Origin of the sequence: Labrys sp. KB_33_2 (assembly GCF_052114505.1) — a bacterium.
GTDB lineage: Bacteria > Pseudomonadota > Alphaproteobacteria > Rhizobiales > Labraceae > Labrys.
On the sequence record NZ_JBFREW010000001.1, the window covers coordinates 149,593 to 171,397 of the forward strand.

General features: G+C 64.0%; 19 protein-coding genes. 5 read left to right on the forward strand and 14 right to left on the reverse strand.

Features of this window, described 5'->3' with window-relative positions:
• Positions 1-88: 88 nt before the first annotated feature.
• The 3 genes from AB4037_RS00720 to AB4037_RS00730 are packed head-to-tail and all read right to left on the reverse strand — an operon-like array spanning position 89 to position 2,666.
• Positions 89-841, reverse strand: a complete 753-nt coding sequence (locus tag AB4037_RS00720) for an ABC transporter ATP-binding protein (protein ID WP_441770201.1) — start codon at positions 839-841, stop codon at positions 89-91.
• On the reverse strand, positions 841-1,680 hold the full coding sequence (locus tag AB4037_RS00725) for an ABC transporter permease (protein ID WP_441770202.1): 840 nt from the start codon (positions 1,678-1,680) through the stop codon (positions 841-843). Before AB4037_RS00725 ends, AB4037_RS00720 begins: the two co-directional genes overlap by 1 nt.
• Before the next feature lie 8 nt (positions 1,681-1,688).
• Positions 1,689-2,666, reverse strand: coding sequence for an aliphatic sulfonate ABC transporter substrate-binding protein (locus AB4037_RS00730; protein ID WP_441770524.1), 978 nt, complete (start codon positions 2,664-2,666; stop codon positions 1,689-1,691).
• A 309-nt stretch (positions 2,667-2,975) separates the two neighbouring features.
• Here AB4037_RS00730 and AB4037_RS00735 point away from each other — a divergent pair, with 309 nt between their 5' ends.
• Complete coding sequence (locus AB4037_RS00735; protein ID WP_441770203.1) at positions 2,976-5,147, forward strand: anthranilate synthase component I; 2,172 nt, start codon at positions 2,976-2,978, stop codon at positions 5,145-5,147.
• 134 nt (positions 5,148-5,281) lie between these two features.
• Here the strand turns inward: AB4037_RS00735 and AB4037_RS00740 are convergent, their stop codons facing one another.
• The 7 genes from AB4037_RS00740 to AB4037_RS00770 all read right to left on the reverse strand — a co-directional run bounded on the left by AB4037_RS00740 (position 5,282) and on the right by AB4037_RS00770 (position 12,406).
• On the reverse strand, positions 5,282-6,475 hold the full coding sequence (locus tag AB4037_RS00740; RefSeq protein ID WP_441770204.1) for a glycoside hydrolase family 172 protein: 1,194 nt from the start codon (positions 6,473-6,475) through the stop codon (positions 5,282-5,284).
• 168 nt (positions 6,476-6,643) lie between these two features.
• The gene (locus tag AB4037_RS00745) at positions 6,644-7,486 is read right to left on the reverse strand and encodes a carbohydrate ABC transporter permease (RefSeq protein ID WP_434957978.1); all 843 of its coding nucleotides are present in this window, start codon (positions 7,484-7,486) and stop codon (positions 6,644-6,646) included.
• Positions 7,479-8,375 (reverse strand): carbohydrate ABC transporter permease, encoded by an 897-nt coding sequence (locus AB4037_RS00750; RefSeq protein ID WP_441770205.1) that lies wholly within the window; start codon positions 8,373-8,375, stop codon positions 7,479-7,481. Before AB4037_RS00750 ends, AB4037_RS00745 begins: the two co-directional genes overlap by 8 nt.
• Before the next feature lie 253 nt (positions 8,376-8,628).
• Positions 8,629-9,990: an ABC transporter substrate-binding protein gene (locus AB4037_RS00755; RefSeq protein WP_434957976.1), complete on the reverse strand. Its 1,362-nt coding sequence runs from the start codon at positions 9,988-9,990 to the stop codon at positions 8,629-8,631.
• Between the two features lie 75 nt (positions 9,991-10,065).
• Positions 10,066-11,070, reverse strand: coding sequence for a LacI family DNA-binding transcriptional regulator (locus tag AB4037_RS00760; RefSeq protein WP_434957975.1), 1,005 nt, complete (start codon positions 11,068-11,070; stop codon positions 10,066-10,068).
• Positions 11,071-11,190: 120 nt separating this feature from the next.
• The gene (locus AB4037_RS00765; RefSeq protein ID WP_434957974.1) at positions 11,191-11,895 is read right to left on the reverse strand and encodes an anti-sigma factor; all 705 of its coding nucleotides are present in this window, start codon (positions 11,893-11,895) and stop codon (positions 11,191-11,193) included.
• On the reverse strand, positions 11,888-12,406 hold the full coding sequence (locus AB4037_RS00770; protein ID WP_441770525.1) for a sigma-70 family RNA polymerase sigma factor: 519 nt from the start codon (positions 12,404-12,406) through the stop codon (positions 11,888-11,890). Before AB4037_RS00770 ends, AB4037_RS00765 begins: the two co-directional genes overlap by 8 nt.
• Before the next feature lie 421 nt (positions 12,407-12,827).
• Between AB4037_RS00770 and AB4037_RS00775 the strand changes: the two genes are divergently transcribed.
• The 3 genes from AB4037_RS00775 to AB4037_RS00785 all read left to right on the forward strand — a co-directional run bounded on the left by AB4037_RS00775 (position 12,828) and on the right by AB4037_RS00785 (position 15,103).
• Positions 12,828-13,400, forward strand: a complete 573-nt coding sequence (locus AB4037_RS00775; protein ID WP_434957972.1) for a fasciclin domain-containing protein — start codon at positions 12,828-12,830, stop codon at positions 13,398-13,400.
• A gap of 287 nt (positions 13,401-13,687) precedes the next feature.
• The gene (locus tag AB4037_RS00780; RefSeq protein ID WP_441770206.1) at positions 13,688-14,305 is read left to right on the forward strand and encodes a cytochrome b/b6 domain-containing protein; all 618 of its coding nucleotides are present in this window, start codon (positions 13,688-13,690) and stop codon (positions 14,303-14,305) included.
• Between the two features lie 15 nt (positions 14,306-14,320).
• Positions 14,321-15,103: a molybdopterin-dependent oxidoreductase gene (locus AB4037_RS00785; RefSeq protein ID WP_441770207.1), complete on the forward strand. Its 783-nt coding sequence runs from the start codon at positions 14,321-14,323 to the stop codon at positions 15,101-15,103.
• A gap of 139 nt (positions 15,104-15,242) precedes the next feature.
• Here the strand turns inward: AB4037_RS00785 and fabI are convergent, their stop codons facing one another.
• From fabI to AB4037_RS00805, 4 genes are all read right to left on the reverse strand, one after another.
• Positions 15,243-16,082, reverse strand: coding sequence for an enoyl-ACP reductase FabI (fabI, locus tag AB4037_RS00790; protein WP_441770208.1), 840 nt, complete (start codon positions 16,080-16,082; stop codon positions 15,243-15,245).
• Positions 16,083-16,416: 334 nt separating this feature from the next.
• On the reverse strand, positions 16,417-17,643 hold the full coding sequence (gene fabB, locus AB4037_RS00795; protein ID WP_434957968.1) for a beta-ketoacyl-ACP synthase I: 1,227 nt from the start codon (positions 17,641-17,643) through the stop codon (positions 16,417-16,419).
• A gap of 438 nt (positions 17,644-18,081) precedes the next feature.
• Positions 18,082-18,588 (reverse strand): 3-hydroxyacyl-[acyl-carrier-protein] dehydratase FabA, encoded by a 507-nt coding sequence (gene fabA / locus AB4037_RS00800; RefSeq protein ID WP_434957967.1) that lies wholly within the window; start codon positions 18,586-18,588, stop codon positions 18,082-18,084.
• Positions 18,589-18,784: 196 nt separating this feature from the next.
• Positions 18,785-20,158 carry a caspase family protein gene (locus AB4037_RS00805; RefSeq protein ID WP_441770209.1) on the reverse strand — a complete coding sequence of 458 codons (1,374 nt, stop codon included), beginning with the start codon at positions 20,156-20,158 and terminating at the stop codon, positions 18,785-18,787.
• Between the two features lie 320 nt (positions 20,159-20,478).
• Here AB4037_RS00805 and deoA point away from each other — a divergent pair, with 320 nt between their 5' ends.
• Positions 20,479-21,804 carry a thymidine phosphorylase gene (gene deoA / locus AB4037_RS00810; protein WP_441770210.1) on the forward strand — a complete coding sequence of 442 codons (1,326 nt, stop codon included), beginning with the start codon at positions 20,479-20,481 and terminating at the stop codon, positions 21,802-21,804.
• Position 21,805: the final 1 nt, after the last annotated feature.

A 21,805-nucleotide genomic window follows, 5' to 3' on the forward strand; every position in this document is an offset into this window, starting at 1 on the left:
TCGAACGCGCCGCCTTCTTTCCTGAAGGTGGCGCGTTCTGCTTTTGAGGGGCAGATCGAATCCCACCAGCTTCAGGCATAGGCAGGCTTCAGACCAAGGCGGGCACTTGGCCGTGCAGGGAGCGATCGAGCGCCTTGCGCAAATAGCGCTTGGCCTGTTCGAAGGCTGCGCCGTCACGGTCTCGCGGTCGGGGCAGGTCTACGGTGACTATTTCTTCGATGCGCCCCGGTTTCGGCGTGAGGATGACGACACGATCGGCGAGCAGCAGCGCTTCTTCGATGTCATGCGTGACGAGAAGGAGAGTCTGCCGATCCTCCAGCCAAAGCCGGGCGACATGATCCTGCAGGCTCGCGCGGGTCAGCGCGTCGAGGGCGGAGAAGGGTTCGTCCAGGAGAAGGATGTGCGGCCGTGCCGCCAGGGTGCGGGCGAGGGCCACGCGCTGGGCCATGCCGCCGGACAATTCCTTGGGCCATCTTCCGCCCAGTCCCTCCAGGTCGACGCGTGCGAGAACTTCTTCCACCCACCTGTCGCGCTCCTTCCTGGGCAGGCCGTCCAGGCCAAAGGCGACGTTTCCGGCAACGCTCAGCCAGGGCAGCAGGCGAGGTTCCTGGAAGACGAAGCCGACGGTTTCGGCCGGGCCGCGGAGATGGGCGCCCTCGATCTCCACCCGTCCACGGGTCGCAGCCTCCAGGCCGCCGACCAGGCGCAAAAGTGTGCTCTTGCCGCTTCCCGAACCGCCGATGATGGCGACGGCCTCTCCTGCCGCGACGGACAGGTCGATGCCACGCAACGCTTGCGTGCCATTGGCATAGATCTTGTCGAGATTGCGTAGCGACAGCATCAGCGATCCTCGCCGGCGAAACTGTCTTCATGGCGCAGGAAGGGACGGCTGAGCGCGACCAGGATCATGTCGCTCGCCTTGCCGATCAGCGCGAACAGGATGATCGTGGCGACGATCTCATCGGGTTTGCCCAGTTGCTGGCCATCGACGAGTAGATAGCCGAGCCCTTCGGAAGCTCCCATGATCTCGGCAGCCACCACGAACATCCAGCCGAGGCCAAGGCCGACCCTCAGGGCCGTGACCACCTGTGGCAGGATGGCGGGCAGGAGGATGCGTCGCACCAGCCGCAGCCCCTTCAGCCGGAAGACCTGACCGACCTCGACGATCTTGCGGTCGACGGAGCGGATCGCGCTGGAGACGCCTAGATAAACCGGAAAGAACACGCCGACGGCAATGAGGATGATTTTCGATTCCTCAAAAATGCCGAACCACAGGATGAAGAGCGGCACCCAGGCCAGCGAGGGAATGGCGCGCAGGCCCTGCAGGGTCGGATCGACCAGGGTTCGGAACAAGGACGAGTAGCCGGAGGCAGCTCCGAGCGCGATGCCGGCGAGAGCGCCGAAGAAGAAGCCGGCCCCGACACGGGCCAGGGTTGCGAGGATGTGGGTGGTGAGGTCGCCGTTGCGCGCTAGCTCCAGCAGCGTCGCGGCGATGCGGCTCGGTGGCGGCAACAGTCGTCCGTCACTCCAGCCGGCATGGACGGCATATTCCCATGCCAAGGCGAGGGCGAGGGGCAGAAGCAGCCCGACATAAGGCCGGACATGGCGAAGAGAGGGCCTGGTCGCCGGGCGCCGCTCTTTCAACGCCTCCGGCGCGACAGGGCTTTCGAGTGCCGTCATGGCCCGGCCTATTGCGTCTGGGCGCCGAAACGCGGGTCGATCAGCCCGTTCACCGCCGCGGGCACGTCGATCTCGGCCTTGATCACGCCGGCGCCCTGCAGGGCTTGCCCGGCGGCCATCAGCGTCTGTCGCTGGGCGTCCCCGATGGTGCCGGTAGACAGGTCCGTGCGGGTGAGCTGGCGCTCGATCACCGCATCGGGCAGCTTGGCGGCTGCGATCAGGCTCCGCTTGAGATCGGCGGGGTTGGCGAGGGCATGCTGGCGGCCCTTTTCATAGACGGCCAGCACGCGGTGCACGAGCTCGGGATGGGCGGCGGCAAAGGCCTCGCGCACATTCAAGACGCCCCAGCTGTTGAGCGCGGGATCGCGGAAGAAGAGTTTGGCGCCATTTTCGACCTCGGCGCCGGCCATGATCGGATCGAGCCCCGCCCAGGCGTCAACGTCGCCGCGGATCAGGGCAGCCTTGCCGTCACCATGCTGAAGTGGCACGAGCGCGATGTCCTTCTCCTTCAGCCCGGCCGAAGCCAGCGCGCGGATGAGGAAGATGTGAGGATCGGTACCGCGCGTCGCCGCCACGCGCCGGCCCTTGAGATCGGCGACGCTGGCAATGCCGGCGTCGGGACGCGTTACCAGCGCCGTCCATTCCGGGCGCGAATAGACATATACGGATTTGATCGGGTTGCCGTTGACGCGGCCGACCAGGGCTGCCGCCCCCGCCGTCGATCCGAAATCGATGCTGCTGGCATTGAGGAATTCGAGGGCCTTGTTGGAGCCGAGGGACTGGACCCAGCGCACTGCGATGCCGTCGGCCTTGAGCTCCTCCTCCAGCCAACCCTTGCCGCGGATCAGCAGGCCGACGGGATTGTAGGTGGCATAGTCGATCCGTAGCTCGGACGGATTGTCGGCGGCTCTGGCGATCCGAGGTGCCGCGAGGCCGCCCGCGACGAGGGAGGCAAGGCCGGCAATGAAATGGCGTCGGGTCGGCAAAGCGGGGCGGGACACGGCATATCTCCGAAAACAGATCCTTGTTTCATTAATACATAAAGATTGTAGACAAAATAGACAAAAATGCCGTGCTCGGCCTCCCGGAGGGGATTGTTCTCGCTGGGCATGGCTGCTAGCATCCGTTGATGCGTATCTCGTCTTTCTCAGCAAGCTGGTGGTGGCCCGTCTAAGCACGGACGGCCACACATGATCATTGCTCATCTGGCCGTCCCGGGAGGGGCGGCTTTTGATTTTTTAAAGATCAGCGCAGGAGCACCCAACCCGAGACGGCCCCAACTCGGAGTTGGTTCCATGACGGACCATATCTACCACTCGGCCGGCGGCATCCGGATCCATCGCGCCTGCCGCGACCTCGACTACCCCCATAACATGTCCGCTCTCGCTGATAGCCTGGACCAGCAGCGCGGCGCTGTGTTTTCCTCCGGCTGCGAGGTGCCGGGGCGCTATCGGCGCGGGGAGGTCGGCTTTGCCGATCCGCCGCTGGTCATCACCGGCAAGGGCCGGAGCTTTCGGATCGAGGCTCTCAACCAGCGCGGCGCTTGCCTGCTGCCGACGATCGAGGGTCGCTTGCGCTCGCTCGGCCTCTTCGAGACTTTCGCCGCGGGTGAGGGATATCTGGGGGGCACGGTGCGCGAGGCGCAAGGCGCGTTTGCCGAGGAGGAGCGCAGCCGCCAGCCCAGCCTGTTCTCGTTGCTGCGGGCGGTGATCGAACTCTTCGCCGCGCCCGACGACCCCTATCTCGGTCTCTATGGCGCCTTCGGCTACGATCTCGTCTTCCAGTTCGAGCCGATGGATCTCCGGTTGCCACGGGCCGAGGATCAGCGCGATCTCCTGCTCTATCTGCCCGACGAACTGGTGGTGGTCGATCATGCACGCCAGCGGGCGCAACGGCTGAGCTATGATTTCAGCGTGGACGGACGCTCGACCCGAAACCTGCCTCGTGCCACCGAACCCCATCCCTATCGCCAACTGGCCGGCCCGGATCTGCCGCCCGAGAGCGATCATGCGCCCGGCGAGTATGCCGCCATGGTCGAACGGGCCAGAGCCGCCTTCGCCCGGGGTGACCTGTTCGAGGTGGTGCTGGGGCAATTGCTGTCGGTGGCCTGTGCAGAAAAACCCAGCACGATCTTCCGCCGGCTTGCCGCCGCCAATCCCTCGCCCTTCGGCGCCCTGATCAATCTGGGCGAGGGCGAGTTCCTGGTGGCGGCCTCGCCGGAAATGTTCGTGCGTGTTGACGGCCGGCGTGTCGAGACATGCCCGATCTCGGGCACCATCCGCCGCGGGGCCGATGCCCTGGAGGATGCCGAGCGCATCCGCGAACTCCTGAATTCCGTCAAGGACGAGGCGGAACTCACCATGTGCACCGATGTCGACCGCAACGATAAATCGCGCATCTGCGAGCCCGGCAGCGTCAAGGTGATCGGGCGGCGCCAGATCGAACTCTATTCGCGCCTCATCCATACCGTCGACCATGTCGAGGGGGTGATACGGCCGGGCTACGACACGCTTGATGCCTTCCTCAGTCATGCCTGGGCGGTGACGGTGACCGGGGCGCCCAAGCGCGGTGCGATCCGCCATATCGAGGCCGAGGAGAAGAGCGCCCGCCGCTGGTATGGCGGGGCCTTCGGGGCGGTCACCTTCGACGGCGCCATGAATACCGGCCTGACGCTGCGCACCATCCGTATGCAGGACGGCATCGCAGAATTGCGTGTCGGTGCCACCTTGCTGCATGACAGCGATCCCCGGGAGGAAGAGGCGGAGACCCGGCTCAAGGCCTCCGCCATGCTGGCTGTGCTCGAGGAGGATGCTGTCCGGGCCGATCGGCCGGCAGCTCCGGTACGCAGGGCCGGGTCCGGGCCGCGCCTGCTGCTGATCGATCATGAGGACAGTTTCGTGCACACGCTGGCCGGCTATTTCCGCGCCGCCGGTGCCGGGGTCGTAACCCTGCGCCCGGCTCTGGCGCGGCAGAAGCTCGCGGATGGGGAGCCGGTGGACCTCCTAGTGCTCTCGCCCGGGCCCGGGCGGCCCGAGGATTTCGCCATGCACCGGACCCTGGAGCTTGCCTTGCAGCGCGGGCTGCCGGTTTTCGGAGTCTGCCTCGGCCTGCAGGGCATGGTCGAATACTTCGGCGGCCGGCTCGACCTGCTCCCGAAACCCGTGCATGGCAAGGCCTCACGCATCGAAGCTGGGGATGGACAGCTCTTCGCCGGCCTGCCCGGCAGCTTTTCGGTAGGGCGCTATCACTCCATCCATGCTGATGCGCACGACCTGCCGCCGGAACTGCGGGTTACCGCGCGCGACGCAAACGGCGTCATCATGGCGGTGGAGCATGCCACCCTGCCGTTGGCCGCCGTGCAGTTCCACCCGGAATCGGTGATGACGAGGCCCGAGATCGGCCGACGGATGATCGAGAACGTGCTGGCGATGATCGGCGGTGAAGCCGTGGCTGTCGCGGCGGAGTAATGGTCGGCAAGGACGACCTCATCGCTGCCGGAAGAGGCGGGTGAATCCCTCCCCGGTTTCGGGGAGGGGGGCCCCGGCGGAGTCCTGACGGCTTCTTGTGAGCAGCAGGTCACCTCTCTTCCGAACCCGCTTCCTCAGCTCCCACCATCCATGCGCAGGTTCCAGGTCTCGTAGGGGCGGCGGAAGGTCGGCAGGCGCTCCGTCATGGGGGGTAGCGGCGCGAAGGGCTTGTGCGGCTCGGCCTGATACCAGAACGCCACCGAGGAGAGGTCGTCCGAACGCCGGTTGGCGTGGCCGTGCTCAATGCTGACCCGGATCGATCTGTAGAAGATCACCGGGTCCTCGATGTGCCAGCGATAGAGCGTCACCGGTTCGGTCCAGTTCGGGCCGCCGGCGGCGATGATGCCGTGATAGGGCGCGCTGTAGTCCTGCGTCGGGCACCAGGCCGTATTGAAGTAGTCCTCCGTGCCGGTACCATGCAAAGTGGGCGGCCAGGCATCGTTGGCGCCGGGGCTGCTCTCGTTGCGCGGCGCGATCGGCTCGGCCTTGGGTCCGATGCGCGGATCGGGCTTGCGCACGGTGTCGGGGACCGACAGGCCCGGCTCGCCATCGACGAAAATCATGTCGTCGCCCTCGCCATACCAGTCCCAAAGGTCCGAGCGGCGGCGCGAATAGACGCTGTAGAGCACGCCGACATAATGGCCGTGTCCCTCCGCCTCCAGGATGGTGTAGTTGTCCTTGCCGTCGACGGTCTCGCCGCCGAACAGGAACTGCTCGTTGGCGAGGCCCGCCTCGTCCATGCCTTGGGGACGGTCCTGGCGATACTGGGCATGGAAGCGGCCGAGCCCCGGCTCGAGCTCATCGTGCAGTTCGAGGTCGACATAATAGTAGAACAGCAGGTCGTCCTCGGCCTCGTTGGTGACAGTCAGCTTCATGTGGCCGGCGAACGGCATCGGGAAATAGCAGTTGAAGGCCTTGCCGTCCTCGGGGCTGGCCTGCACCGGCAGGCTGGCGAAGTTGCGCGTGGCGGCATGCCCCATGCCGAAGAAATCGCCGATCGGCGTCTCGACGCTCGGATGCTCCTCGCCGTCCCAATAGGCCCGGAGCACGATCTTGCGCAGGAACAATTCGCTCTTGCAGGCGAGGGTGGCCCAGATATGGGTGACGATGCCGGTGCCGGCATGCTCGGCGATAACAACCGTCTGCCCCGGCTCGATATGCAGCCTGTCGTCATTGCCGCCGGTGCGGTCATAGCTCGAGAAGCGGCGGGAGCGGCCTTCGCGCAGTTTAGCGAGGCCACGCAGGGGCGAAAGTCCGGACTGGGTCATGCTCACTTCCTCAATGGGACGGTATTTGAAATACCGCTGTCATTCCCGGCGAGCCACATAGTGGCGAGGGAAGGGAATCCAGGGCTGCCGAGTAATGGCCCCTGGATTCCCTTCCCGTTGCCTGCGGCAACGCCGGGAATGACAGCTTTTGGGATCGTACAATTCGGCTCATTTCAGGCCGCTGGTCTTGATGGATTCGGTGATTTGGCGCTGGAACACAGCAAAGAGGATCAGCATCGGCAGCGCGACAATGGTCGAGGCCGCCATCACATAGTTCCAGGCGCCGGCATACTGGCTGCGGAAATTGGCAATCGCGACCTGGACCACCCACAGGCTGGAATCGGAGGCGACCGTGAGCGGCCAGAGGAAGGCGTTCCAGTTGGCCAGGAAGAACAATATGGCCAGCGCCGCCAGGATCGGCCGGCTCAGCGGCAGCACGATGCTCCAATAGATGCGCCAGCGCCCGGCGCCGTCGATCAAGGCTGCTTCCTCCAATTCGCGCGGCAGCGACAGGTAATATTGCCGCAGGAGGAAGATGCCGAAGGCGTTGAAGATCGAAGGTACGATCAGCCCGGCGTAGGAATTCAGCATGCCCATCGCCCGGACCAGGATGAAGAGCGGCACGATGATCACCGGCAGCGAGACCAGGAAGGTGGAGAACATGGCGAGGAAGATCGCGTCCCGCCCCGGGAAATGCAGCCGGGCCAGCGCGTAGCCCGCCATGGAATGGAAGAACAGCGCGACGATGGTGACGATCGCCGAGACCAGGAAGGAATTGAGGAGGTAGCGCAGGAAGGGGATTTCGGTCAGCACATAAAGGAAATTGCCGATGGTGGGCCGCTGCGGCACGAGATCGGGCAGGAACACTTCGGCCGGTGGCTTGAAGGCGACCACCAGCATCCACACCAGCGGAAACACCGTCATCAGCGCCAGCACCAGGCTGACCAGCATCCACAGGAAGCGCACGAGCTGGCCCGGCGGGGCGAGGGCAGGGGCGTTGCGCTCAGGCATGATGGAAGCGCCCGCCCCGCGTCAGCCTGAACAGGATGAGGGTCACGGTCATCAGCAGCGCCACCAGCAGCGATGCCATGGCCGAAGCATAGCCGAAGGCGCCAAACTGGAAGGCCTGGCGATAGATGTAGACGATCAGGGCCGAGGTGGCATTGGCCGGGCCGCCCTTGGTCATGACATAGATGAGATCGAAGACCTGGCCACCGGCCGCCGCTGTCACCACCGAGACGAGGACTACGAAAAAGCTGGTCGGCCGCAGCAGGGGTAAGGTGATGTAGCGAAAACGGGCGAGTGGGCCGGCGCCGTCGAGTTCGGCCGCCTCGTAATATTCGGCCGGGATATCCTGCAGGCCGCCGAGGAAGATCAGCATGTAGAAGCCCATCATGAACCAGACGCTGACGGCCACGAGAGTTGATAACGCCAGATTCGAATCGCCCAGCAGCGAGAGCCCGGGCAGGCCGAGCCAGCCGAGGAGGCGGGAGAGGATGCCGACTTTCTCCACCAGCAGGATCTGCCAGACCATGGCGACCACCACCAGGCTGACCATTTGCGGGGCAAAGAACATCGAGCGGATCATCGTCTCGAACCGCCCGCCACGCTGCACCAGCAAGGCGAGGCCGAGCCCGCAGACATAGAGCGCGGGCACCAGCAGGGCGGCATAGAGCAGTGTCACCCTGAGCGAGGTCCAGAACAGCGGGTCACGCCACATGCGCCAGTAATTGGCCAAGCCGACGAAACGATAGCCGCCGAAACCGTCGACCTCATAAAAGCCGATGGCGAGGGCGAGCAGCATCGGCAGGCCGACGAAGACGGCAAGGCCCAGGGCGTCGGGCAGCACGAAGAGATAGCCGGCGAGGACATCGCGGCGGGAGGCGCGGGTGGATGTCATGGCGCGGCTCCTTGCCTCGTGGCGGAGCGATCGGAATGAAGCGCGACCAGCCTTCTCCCCTCGTGGGAGAAGGTGGCCGAGCGGGGCGATGTCGGATGAGGGGAGATACGCAGCCTTGCAAGGTCTTTGCCAACACCCCTCATCCACCCCTTCGGGGCACCCAGTCCACTCCAAATGGAGTGGACGATACCCGCAAGGGGAGAAGGCTGGTCGCGCCTTGCGCATTTCGGCTGGAAAAAGCCCACTCCGCCCCTCACAGGATCGGCGCGCCGCTATAGCCGGCGAGGAAGGCGTCGAGCTGCTGGCTGGCTGCCGTTGCCGCTTCCCGGGGATCGGTGCCGCCGAGCTGGGTGGCCTGGATCGCGTCGGAGATGATCTTGTAGACCTCGGGCGGCACGCGCGGCTCGGCCCGTGTGCCCGGATAGATCTCCTTGGCGAAAAGGCCCATCCTGCCAGCTTGGAAGGCCGCGGAACCGGCGGCAAGAGCGCTGGCGCGCGGCGGCATGTCGCTCTTGGCGGTCGTGCACCAGTCGACGACCCGTTGAACCGATCCCTTGTCCATAGAGGCCAGGGCCCAGGCGCAGAATTTGGCCGCCGCGTCGGGATTCTGGCCCTTGGCATTGGCAACGAAGGCCCAGCCGCCGCCGACGGTGACATACTTTCCACTCGCCGGAATCGGCAGCTTGAACACGCCATAGGGCGTGTCCTTGGCATTGTTCTCCATGGCGGCTATGCCCCAGATGCCGACATTCTGCATGGCGGTCAGGCCGGCACCGAGATTGGAGACGATGTCGAAGCCGCCGCTGACCACCTGTCGGGGCGCGGAGCCCGACTGGATGGCATCCTGCCAGAGCTTGAGGGCCTGCACGGTGGCGGGCGAGTCGAAGGCGCTCTTGCCGTCCTTGCCCTGAATCTCGCCGCCGCCCTGCCAGAGGAAGGGGTACCAGGTGAAGTTCTGGTAATAGCCGGGCGTGGTCTCGAACAGCACGCCATAGCGGTTCGACGTCGTCAGCTTCTTGGCAAGCTCGAGGAGCTCGTCCCAGGTCTTGGGAACGTCGTTCTCGTTCAGCTTGGCTTCCTCGAAGGCCTTGACCGAATAATAGAAGGCCATCGGCTCGACCTCCATGGGCACGCCATAGATCTTGCCGTCGACCTTGCGGTTGGCAATCACGCTGTCGGGAAAGTCGGTGCGGGCCGCTTCCTCGATATGGGGTGTCAGGTCCGCCAGCACGCCGCCATTGTAGTAGCGCAGAAAGTCGCCGGGACTGATCAGGAAGATGTCGGGGCCCTGGCCGGAGGCGAAAGCGGTGGCGAGCTTGGAGCCGGAGATGTATTCGCTGTTGACGATATATTCGAGTTCGACTTTGGGGGAATGATCGGAATTCCAGGCTGCCACCAGATCCTGGAACCATTTGACCTGGGGCTTTACGTCGCCACCGGGCGCGTAGAACTGCCAGAATTTCAGGGTGGCGTCCTGGGCCTGGGCTCCGGAACGGTTGAGATAGGGTGCGTTCAGGAACCCGCCTGCCAAGCCAGCGCCGGCGACGAGCAGGCTGCGACGGCTGATGCCGGCCTTTTCCACGCGATTTTCGGGACGCACGGCCTTTACAGTCATGATTTCCTCCCTATTGCCGGCTGTTTTGCCTCCGGCTTGTCGTTCTCAACGGATGCGGCTCGCGCCGCGTTCCCGTCAGGCTGAATCGAAGGGGTGCAGGATGGATGGCACGGTTGTGGTGCGTGGCGCGCCGGTGAAGCTGCCGCTCAGGCGTTCCAGCAGCATGGCGGTGGCCTGCCGGGCGAGGGCGGCCGGGCTGTTGCCCACCCTGGTCAGGCGGGGGCGGACATATTCGAGCTGCGGCAGGTCGTCGAAGACGGACACGGCGATGTCATCGGGCACCGAAATGTCGCTGTCGTAGAATTCGGTGAGGGCGCCTGAAGCCATCAGGTAGTTGGCGAAGAAGACGGCCGTTGGCAGGGCATGGCCATGCTCGCGCTTGAGCCAGGCGGCGGCCTCGCGGCCCGATGGCGCGAGATAGCTGCCGGTAAAGCGCAAGGCGGGATCGATGGTGACGCCGTTGTCGCTCAGGGCCTTCTCGAAGCCGTCGGCTCGCGCCATCGCCTCGGAGAAGAAGGCAGGGCCGGTGACATGGGCGATGCGCCTGTGTCCCTGGCGGGCGAGGTATTCGCCCATCAGATAGCCGCCGCCGAAATCGTCCAGCCTGATGCTGTCGACAGCTTGATTGGGCAAATGGCCGATGAAGACAGTGGGAATGTCGATGCCCACCAATACGTCATGCATGCCGTGCAGGGCGAAATCGCCCACGATGAGGCCATCGACCCGGCGGTTGCGGATCTGCTGGAGATATTCGCGGCCATGGTCCTGGGAGTGGCCGCCCGGCACGTCCGTGTTGAAGATCAGCATGTCCAGGCCGACATTCTCCAGCTCGGACTGCGCCGTCTTCACCAGTTCGGGATAGAAGGGGTTGCGAATGTCGGGGATCAGCATGGCGACGGTATCGGTGCGCCCGGTGCGTAGGCTGCGTGCCTGGGGATTGGGTTGGTAGCCCAATTCGCGGATCGCCTGCTCGACGCGCTCGCGCAATTCCCTGGAGACGCGATCGGCATGATTGATCGCATGCGACACGGTCGTGCGTGAAACGCCAGCTCTCTCGGCAACTTTCGATATCGTGCTCACTTGGGCATGATAGCTAAGATGAATGCATTTGCAAATCGATTTGCATAAATTCTTTGCCCGAATATCCTCTGGCTGCGCGGACGTCCCGTTCGCGAACAAGACGTCCGCTCAGCCAGAGGATCAGGGCGTCGCCTGTACCAAGGTGCCGGAATAGAGGATAGGGCCGGTGGGTTGGCCTGAGGGGGAGCCGCCTTCCGGCTCCAGGGTCACGGCCAGGACAGCCTGCTGCACCACCTGTTCGGGCAGACTGGTCAGCCGCGCCTTCTCCACCGTGAAGGGCTGGTCGCCGATCACGCCGAGCGATCGTGGGCCGGGGAGCTTGTCGTTCACCAACCACAATTCATAGGATTTGTTCGGTTGAGGCCTGGCCGCTACCGGCCGGATGGTGAGGGAGCGCGCCTCGACATTCACCGAGACGATGAAGGCGGGGGAGGCGGCGTCCTTCTGCAGCACGGCGACGAAACTGCCTGGTTGCACAGGATTGTGCAGCATGGGCGTGAGGGCGAAGAGGGCCAGCCCCGCGGCCAGCGCGCCGGTACCCAAGGCGGTCATCCGCCAGCGCCGCAGGCGCCTTTCGAGCAGGGGAACCAGCTTGTCCGTTCCACTGTCGAGGCGAGCCAGGATGCTTGGCAGCAAGGAGGCCGGCGCCTCCACGGGCGCTATGGTTTCGGCCAGGGGTGCCAGGCTCCGTTCCCAGGCCATGATGGCGACATCGAGAGCCGGTTCGCGCTGGCGCCGCGCCGCAACGGCGGCCCGCTCCGCCGCATCAAGCGTGCCCAATACGTATTCGCCTGCCAGCAGATCGAGGTCGTCGGGATCAGTCATGACCGAGACACTCCCTCAACTGGGCGAGGCCACGGTGGAGCAACGTCTTTACTGTCGGGACCGGCCGCTCGAAGCGCCGGGAGAGGGCTTCGCGCGAGGTGCCTCGGTAATAGGCGAGCAGGATCATCTGGCGCCGCTCCTCATCGAGGCCGGCGAGGCAGGCGATGAGGCGTCGCAGTTCCTCGCTGCGTTGACGGCCCTCAAGTGGTTCGAGGCTTTCGGCCGGCAACTCGTCGAGATCCTGGGTACCGGCATTGGCCGCGTGCCGTGTACTGCGCAGAATGTCGATCGCGCGGTTGCGGGCGATCGTCGCCATCCAGGTCATGGCGGAGGCCTTGCCGGGATCGAAATCCGCCGCCTTGTCCCAGATCCTCACATAAATCTCCTGCAATGCATCTTCGGCCGTGGCTCTCTGGCGCAGGATACGAAGGACCACCCCATAAAGTTTCGCCTGGGTCGCATCATAGAGGCTGCGGAACGCAGCCCTGTCGCCCGAGGCGACGGCGCGCATCAGGCTTTCCAGTGTCCCTTCTTTTGCCTCGAAGCTTTTGGTGCTGATCAAACCGACTTTCCCGGTTCCCCACTGGCGCAGGAATGATTTCTGCTGCGATCAAACAATAAAATCGATCTGGATGGAACAGATTTCGTCTAAAAGAATCTTGGCTTCCAGGCGGGGTGACTCAGTACGTCGTGGACGTTGAAAGGTTTCAGCCGAAGAAAAGAATATTTTTATTCTTTATGATGAAACCCTATCTCGATCGTATCGTATATGTTTATTTTTGTGCGATGAAATATTTTCTTAATTCAAAAAAGAATATTTTCGAAAACTGAAACCTTCGGAAAGTCGAGGCGTAGATCTTCACGAGACACGAACAGTTTCGCTCTCCACCGGTCTCGACGATCGGTGCAACCTTGCCTTCCGGAGATCTGCCATGACCCGTCGCACTTCCTCCTATGCAGCCGCCATCGGCGTCGTTCTTGCCGCATCCGTGTTCTACACGCTGGGCGCAGCCCGGGCCGAGACCACTGTCAATGTCGGCGGCGCCCCGATGTATCCCTCCAAGAACATCATCCAGAATGCCGTCAATTCGAAGGACCACACCACCCTGGTTGCGGCGGTCAAGGCAGCCGGCCTTGTCGATACCTTGATGACCCCCGGGCCGTTCACGGTCTTCGCGCCGGTGAACAAGGCGTTCGGCAAGCTGCCGAAGGGAACCGTCGAGACACTGCTCAAGCCTGAGAACAAGGCGACGTTGACGGCTGTGCTTACCTATCATGTCGTCCCCGGCAAGCATTCGGCCGCAGAGCTGATGTCCGAGGTCAAGGCTGGCGGTGGCAAGGCCACCTTGAAGACCGTGCAGGGCGGCACGCTGACGGTCACGCAGGTCGGCCGCAAGCTCGACATCACCGATGCCAAGGGTGACAAGGCGACCGTGACCATCCCCGACGTCAACCAGAGCAATGGCGTCATCCACGTCATCGATACCGTGCTGCTGCCGCAATAACGGACCGCGCCGGACCGCGCTTTCTAGAGCAAAGTGCGATTTCACTGAATCGCGCCTTTTCTCTAACTGTTTGTTTTAACGCGTTTTCTTGATCGAAAAGTCTATCAACGTAATTGCTCAGGGGTGTCGCTCCTCACCTCTATCCTCTCCCCGTAAGCACGGGGCGAGGCAAGGTGAGGGGCTGCGCGACCTCGACGGTAGGGGGAGCAAATACCGATCAACTTTTCTGAAAAACGCTCTGCCGCGGTCCGGTGCCACCCTCATCCTCTTCGGGGAGGCCTTTCGTCATGAGCGAACCCATCTCTCGTTCCCAACCTGTCATCGCGCCGATCCATCCGACCATCGTGAGGATTACGCATTGGACCAACGCCGTTGCGATACTGATGATGATCTCCAGTGGCTGGGCCATCCATAATGCCTATCCCACTCTGCCTTTCCTCTTTCCCTCCGCCCTCACGCTCGGCGGTTCGCTGATCGGCGGCCTGCAATGGCATTTCGCCGCGATGTGGCTGGTGATGGCCAACGGCCTGATCTATCTCGTCTATGGCTTGGCCTCGGGGCGGTTTTACCGAAAATTGCTGCCGATCTCGCCCGGGGCGGTGTTTGCCGATCTCAAGGCGGCTCTGGCCGGCCGGCTCGGCCATGCGGATCTCGGCGGCTACAATGGCGTGCAGCGCCTGCTCTATCTGGGCGTGATCGTTGATGGCGTGCTGGTGGTGCTGTCGGGTCTGGCGATCTGGAAGCCCGTGCAACTGCGCCCGCTCTTGATGCTGCTGGGCGATTTCGATACGGCGCGTCTTATCCATTTTGGTGCGATGTCGATCATCGTCGGCTTTCTTATCGTGCATGTCGTTATGGCCCTGCTGGTGCCGCGCAGCCTGCTGGCCATGGTTCGCGGGCGCTGAGAGAGGGAGATTGCCATGTCCCGCCAGCCGCGAAGATCCCATCCCGATACCGGCGTGATCCTGCGCGAGGCGGCAGGCCGGCTCGATAGGCCCACCCGGCGCCACTTCCTGCGTCAGGCGCTCGGCCTGGGAACCCTGACGCTGCTGGCCGGCTGCGATGTCACCGACGGCTATAGTGCCGAAGCCATGCTGGGGCGTATCTCCGACTTCAACGATCGCGTTCAGGCCTGGCTGTTCTCGCCCGTCCGCCTGGCGCGGGAATATTCGCCGAGCGCGATCACCAGGCCTTTCCCGTTCAATTCATTCTATCAGCCCAACACGCCGGAACAGGCGCCGGTGATCGATCCCGAGGCCTATCGCCTGAACGTCACCGGACTGGTCGAGCGCCGGGCGGATTGGACACTGCCGGAGCTGCATGCTCTGCCGCGCATCACCCAGATCACCCGCCATATCTGCATAGAAGGCTGGAGCGCGATCGGCAGTTGGTCGGGGGTGCCCTTCTCGCATTTTCTGCGCCACGTCGGGGCCGATCTCGGCGCGAAATACGTCACCTTCCGCTGCGACGACAACTACGTCACCAGCATCGACATGCCCACCGCCCTGCATCCGCAGACACAGCTGACTTTCTGGTTCGACGGCCAGGTATTGCCGCGTGCCTATGGTTTTCCGATGAAGCTGCGCGTGCCGACCAAGCTCGGCTTCAAGAATCCCAAGCATATCGGCGAGATCGAGGTCGGCAACGACTATGTCGGCGGCACCTGGGAAGCCCAGGGCTATAACTGGTTCAGCGGGCTGTAGCTGGCTGTTTCCTGGAAATGCCGACGTTCTCGTTCGCGTCTGGAAGCTCTGTGCTTATGGAAAAGAAAATGCGGGCGACGACGCCCGCATCTCCATGGATACTTCGCTTCCAGCGCTTCCGCGACGGGGATAGGCCGGCCTATTCGGCGGCAGCCTTCGTCGTCACGCTCGCTTCGGCGGCTTCCTGGGCCTTGAGGGCCTCGGGATGCGGCATCGAGATGATGTTGTAGCCGGAATCGACGAAATGCACTTCGCCGGTGACGCCGGTCGAGAGATCGGAGAGCAGATAGAGCGCAGAACCGCCGACCTCCTCGATGCTCACGGTGCGACGCAGCGGCGCGTGGGCGCGCTGATAGTTGAACATCAGCCGGGCATCGGAAATGCCAGCGCCGGCGAGGGTGCGGATCGGCCCGGCCGAGATCGCATTGACCCTGACGGCCTGCGGGCCGAAATCGGAGGCAAGGTAGCGCACCGAAGCCTCGAGCGCAGCCTTGGCCACGCCCATGACATTGTAGTTCGGCATCACCCGCGTGGAGCCACCATAGGTGAGGGTGAGGATCGAGCCGCCATCATGCATCAGGTCGGCGGCGCGCTTGGCGATCTCGGTGAAGGAGAAGCAGGAGATCACCATTGTCTTGGCGAAATTGTCGCGGGTGGTGTCGGCGTAGCGGCCCTTGAGCTCGCTCTTGTCCGAATAGGCGATGGCATGGACGAGGAAGTCGATCTTGCCCCATTCCCGCGCCAGCGTGGCGAAGACGCCGTCGACGGAAGCGATATTCTCGACGTCGCACGGCACCAGCAGGCTGGAGCCGACGCTGTTGGCGAGCGGCTCCACGCGCTTGCGCAGGGCATCGCCCTGATAGGTGAATGCCAATTGGGCGCCTTGGGCGGCAAGGCTCTTGGCGATACCCCAGGCGATCGAATGATCATTGGCTACGCCCATGATCAGACCGCGCTTACCTTGCATGAGCCCTGTCATGGCCTGCAACTCCAAATCCTGGTCATCAGTCACTAGAGCAAAGCGCGTTTTTGTGTGAACGTTGCTTTGCTCCAGCTCCTAGGTTCGAGGCGTTTTGCGATTTGACGCGATTCCGTCAAATCGCAAAACCCTTTGGGGCTCAATCAGACCAGAATCGGCCGATCAGCCCGCATTTCCGCCTCTTTACCACGTTTTGACAAAGCAGCCGGGGATTTGCGCAGGTCCCGGATCACTTTATCTGTCTCTTTGTTACCGGGCATGCTCATCCACGGTCCTCAAACTCTGGACGAGCGCTTGCCCCGGATAGTCCGGTCGAAACAGGCGGTGACCAATCTCAGGCGTCGAGGCGCTTGAAGACCAGGGCCGCGTTGGTGCCGCCGAATCCGAAGGAATTGGACAGGACATGGCTGAGCTTGGCATTGTCGATACGCTTGCGGACGATCGGCATGTCGGCAAAGGCCGGATCCAACTCCTCGATATGCGCACTCTCGCAGATGAAGCCATTATTCATCATGAGTAGTGAATAAATTGCTTCCTGCACGCCGGTCGCACCCTGCGAATGACCGGTCAGTGCCTTGGTCGCGGCGATCGGCGGGCACTTGTCACCCGCGCCGAACACCTTGCGGATGGCCTCGATCTCGGGAGGATCGCCTGCCGGCGTCGAGGTGGCGTGCGGGTTGATGTAGTCGATCGGCGCCTTGATGTTGGCCAGCGCCATGCGCATGCAGCGCTCGGCGCCCTCACCCGAGGGGGCGACCATGTCATGGCCGTCGGAGGTGGCGCCATAGCCGGCGATCTCGCCATAGATGCGGGCGCCGCGAGCCTTGGCATGCTCCAGCTCTTCCAGCACCAGCACGCCGGCACCGGCGGAGATCACGAAGCCGTCGCGGTTCTTGTCGTAGGGGCGGGAGGCCGTGGAAGGGGTGTCGTTGTATTTGGACGACATCGCGCCCATGCCGTCGAACAGCACGGCGAGCGTCCAGTCGAGCTCCTCGCAGCCGCCGGCAAACATCACGTCCTGCTTGCCGTACTGGATCTGCTCATAAGCATTGCCGATGCAATGGTTCGAGGTCGCGCAGGCCGAGGAGATGGAATAGTTGATGCCCTTGATCTTGAACCAGGTCGAGAGCGTGGCGGAGGCGGTGGAGGACATCGCCTTGGGAACGGCGAAGGGACCGACCTTCTTGGAGCTGCCCGACTCGCGCGCCTTGTCGGCAGCCTCGACAATGGTGCGGGTGGAGGGACCGCCCGACCCCATGATGATACCGGTGCGCTCGTTGGAAACCTCGTTGGCCTCGAGGCCGGAATCGAGGATGGCCTGCTCCATCGCTACATGGTTCCAGGCGGTGCCGCCGCCATGGAAGCGCATGGCGCGGCGATCGACCACTGAAGCGGGGTCGAGCGTGGGTGCGCCATAAACCTGTGAGCGGAAGCCGTATTGGGCGAACTGCTCGGCGCGCGTGATACCGGATCTGGCCTCGTGCAGGCTGGAGAGAACCTCCTGCGTCGAATTGCCGATCGAAGACACGATACCCATGCCGGTAACGACGACACGTCTCATGGCGATCCCTTCCAGTTTCGTAACCGACCCACGATCCTCTCCGAGGGGACCGCCAGGCCGGCACTGCGTTCCCTAGAGCAAAGCGCGTTTAGACAGAAACGCTCGTTTGCTCTGGCTCTCTGTTTCCTGGCCAATCCAACGGATTGGCCAGAGCATCTTTGCGACTTCAGGCAATTCCGTCCGATCGCAAAACGCTTGAGCAGAATTTCGCAAGCGGCCCGGTTTTGGGCAAGCTCGGAAATTGTGCTCGCTGCCCGTGAAGGGGCAGGACCCAATCACGGACGACCTACAAAGCATCAACCCCGTCGGCGCGTCGAGCGTCGTCGGGGCCGCACCCTGCATGTTTCAAAGCACATTGCAATAGGCAAGCCAATGGCCGGCTCGACCGGAAATGCGCTCGATCCGTACCGCGTGGAGGCCAGAAATCAGGCCTGGAACTCAAGCTTGGAACAGGCCGACGCGCAGATCCTTGGCTTCATAGATGGTACGGCCATCGGCCTTTAGCCAGCCATCCGCGATGCCGAGAATCAATTTACCCTTGAAAACCCGCTTGAGATCGACGCCATATTCGACCTGTTTGACGCTGGGCAGCACCTGGTCGGTAAATTTGACCTCTCCCACACCGAGGGCGCGGCCCCGTCCGGACTGGCCGAGCCAGCCCAGGAAAAAGCCGGTCATCTGCCAGAGGGCGTCGAGGCCGAGGCAGCCCGGCATCACCGGATCGCCCTGGAAATGGCAGGAGAAGAACCACAGATCCGGTTTGACCTCGAGCGTGGCACGTACGCAGCCTTTGCCGTTCGGTCCGCCGGTCTCGGAGATCTCCGGGATGCGATCGAACATCAGCATGGGGGGAAGGGGCAATTGCGCATTGCCGGGTCCGAACATCTCGCCGCGCCCGCAGGCGAGGAGATCTTCATATTCAAAGCTCGAACGGCGTTCCGCCATTGCGTCTCAGTCCTCATCGACCAGTCAAAATCGCGTGGCCGAACAGGCGAGCCTGCCCGCACCACGGCCTCCCCTTAACATAGCAATCCCGCAGCCGAAAGCGGGGGGAGGGTCGTGGGCGCGATGTTGCCCCCTTAAAAAGGACTCAAGCGGTCTTGTCGGACCACGGATCGGCTGGCGGCCAGGGTAGCGCCTGCTATCGCGCCGCCGAATCGTAGCGAAACACCAGCGTGTCGTCGCGCCAGCCGGTCTGTGAACAGTCCTTGGAACGCCGGGGCACCTTTCCACGCAGGGTGATGGTCGGCGGTTCCCCGGCAGACGAGCCTTCGACTCGGTAGGAGATCGGCCCGCATTCGCGCGAGAAGACATAGGCCTGGCCGCGATAGACGCCGCCGGTGGCCGTTCCCTTGAACAGCAGTGCTCCCTTGCGCACCCCGGCCTCGGCAAGGCCTGATCGGGGTGCCTCGTAATAGAACAGGCGATTGCCTTCGCTGGCTGAAAGAGCGACGCGCGAGCCGTTATGGTCCCAATAACTCGAGACCGTATAGGGCGGCAGGTTGGATCGAGCCGGTTCGGACTGAGGTGAGGTGGCGATCGGGGCCTGCCCACCCGTGAGCTTGGCCTGGGCATCCAGCCGCCGGCGCACCGATGCGGCGCAATAGCCCTTGGGAAAATTGTCGAGATAGGCTTCGAGCTTGATCGGCGTGGGATCGATGCCGAGATCGCTGCAGGCCGCCATGTCGGCCTTGTCGAGGGACGGGCTCACCGGAATTGCTGGGAGCGGCTGTGCGGTGCCGGGCGGCGTGGCCGGGGCAGCGCTCCCGCCGAGATAGAGATCACCGAGCAGGGCCTCGTCGACCCAGGGCGTCTGGCGCTGGTTCGTCGCGGCATGAACGTCCTGGCGCACCAGCGCCAGCATCCGCCGGATCTCGATGCCGGCTTCGGGCAACCGCTTCAGCAAGGCGGCCGCGAAAGGGGAATGGGCGCCGTCCCCGTCATCGGCGACGGCATTGGGGCCTGTGGCGAAGGCGACCAGTGTGCCGGTACTGGCGGCGTCGAGACGAGCCAGGCCACGCGAGGCGCCGCGGCTTGCGCTCGCCGGCAGGGGATTGTTGCGGCAGGCATCGACGAGCAGGATCTTGGCCTTGGCGCCCGAGGCGCTCAGGATGTCGCTGATGTCGTCGAGCCTGACCGTCTGGGTGGCGAGATCGACGCGGCTCTTGATGTCGGCGCCGATGGGAATGAGGAAATTGCGCTGGTCGACCTGCATGCCGTGGCCGGCATAGAACACCAGCGCGATATCGGCATCGGTGGCTTCATTGCCGAATTCGGCCATCGCCCGCAGCATGACGGCGTGGTCGGCATTCGTGGCGCGGATCACCTTGAAGCCGAGCGTTCCTCCGGCCAGCAGTGCGGCCATGGCGTCGGCATCGGCCACGGGATTGGCGAGACGGCCGAGCGTGCGATAGTCGCCATTGCCGATGACGAGCGCGACACGCTTGTCGGCGACCGCCGCCGTGGCGCTGGCCAGCCAGAACAGGCACAACAACATCAAGCAACGCCGGATCATCGCCCCATCCCGGATTCACGGCAGCACCGGATCGATTGTGGCATGCCCGCCGGGTGCTGGCCAGTTCGAGGGGGAACAGGGCGTGGGACGGCATCGTCAGGGCACCGGGGCTTAGGTCAGCTCGCAATAGATTTGTAAACGCTCGGACACTTTCCTTCGCATGACTTTCCTTCGTGGATCGTGGAGGCTATCGTCGCGGCCCGAAATCGAAAGGCCACGCAGGGACGGGGCCGCCAAGGCGTTTTGCGATCTGGCCTATCGGCCAGGAATCGCAAGGATGCATTCAGCTTGACCCCGTTCTGCTCCAGGGAGCCCAGTTCGTGACCCTTCTTCCCCAGGAAATCATCCGCAAGAAGCGCGATGGCGCGGCTCTATCCGCGGCCGAAATCGAGAGTTTCGTGCAAGGGCTGGTCGCCGGCAGCGTCACCCATGCCCAGGTCGCGGCCTTTGCCATGGCAGTGTTCTTCCGCGGCATGGCGATGGACGAGCGCATCGCGCTGACGCGGGCCATGACCCGATCCGGCACCGTGCTCGACTGGCGTGGCCTCGACCTGCCGGGGCCGGTGGTGGACAAGCACTCGACCGGCGGCGTCGGCGACAATGTCAGCCTGATGCTCGGGCCGCTGGTGGCGGCCTGCGGCGGCTTCGTGCCGATGATTTCAGGCCGCGGCCTCGGCCACACCGGCGGCACTCTCGACAAGCTCGATTCGGTTCCGGGCTATGCGACCCAGCCCGACCTCGCCCTGTTCCGCCGCGCCGTGCGCGAGGCCGGCACCGCGATCATCGGCCAGACCGCCGACCTCGCTCCGGCCGATAAGACCGTCTATTCGATCCGAGACGTCACGGCCACGGTCGAATCGATCCCGCTGATCACCGCCTCGATCCTGTCGAAGAAGCTCGCGGCCGGGCTGCAGGCCCTGGTGATGGATGTGAAGACGGGTTCGGGCGCCTTCATGCCGACGCTGGAGGGCTCACGCGAGCTGGCCGAATCGATCGCGACCGTCGCCACGGGAGCCGGATTGCCGACCACCGCGCTGATCACGGCCATGGACCAGCCTCTTGCCAGTGCCGCCGGCAATGCCCTGGAAGTCCGCAACGCGGTGGATTTTCTCACCGGGGCGCATCGGGACGTGCGCCTGCTCGAAGTCACCGTCGACCTGTGTGCCGAGATGCTGGTGCTCGGCAAGCTTGCCCGCGACACCGCCGAGGGACAGGCCCGCATCGAGCAGGCCCTGGCGAGCGGGCGGGCGGCCGAACATTTCGCCCGCATGGTCGCGGTGTTGGGCGGCCCGGCCGATTTCGTCGAGCAGCCCGAGCGCTATCTGCCGGCCGCGCCGGTGGTGAAGCCCGTCTTCGCCGAGCAAGCGGGGCGGGTCGACAGCATCGATACGCGGGCCGTCGGCCTCGCGGTGGTGGCCTTGGGCGGAGGACGCACCCGCCCGCAGGATGCCATCGACCACGCCGTGGGCCTCACCGGGCTGGCGGAGCTTGGCGCCGAGGTCGGGCCCGACCGTCCCCTGGGCTTCGTGCATGCTCGCAGCGACGCGGCGGCCGAGGCCGCAGCGGCTGGCCTGCGAGCGGCCTATCGCACCGGAGAGGGTGAGGAAGCCCTGCCGCCGGTGCTCGAACGCATTGGAGGAAGCTGAG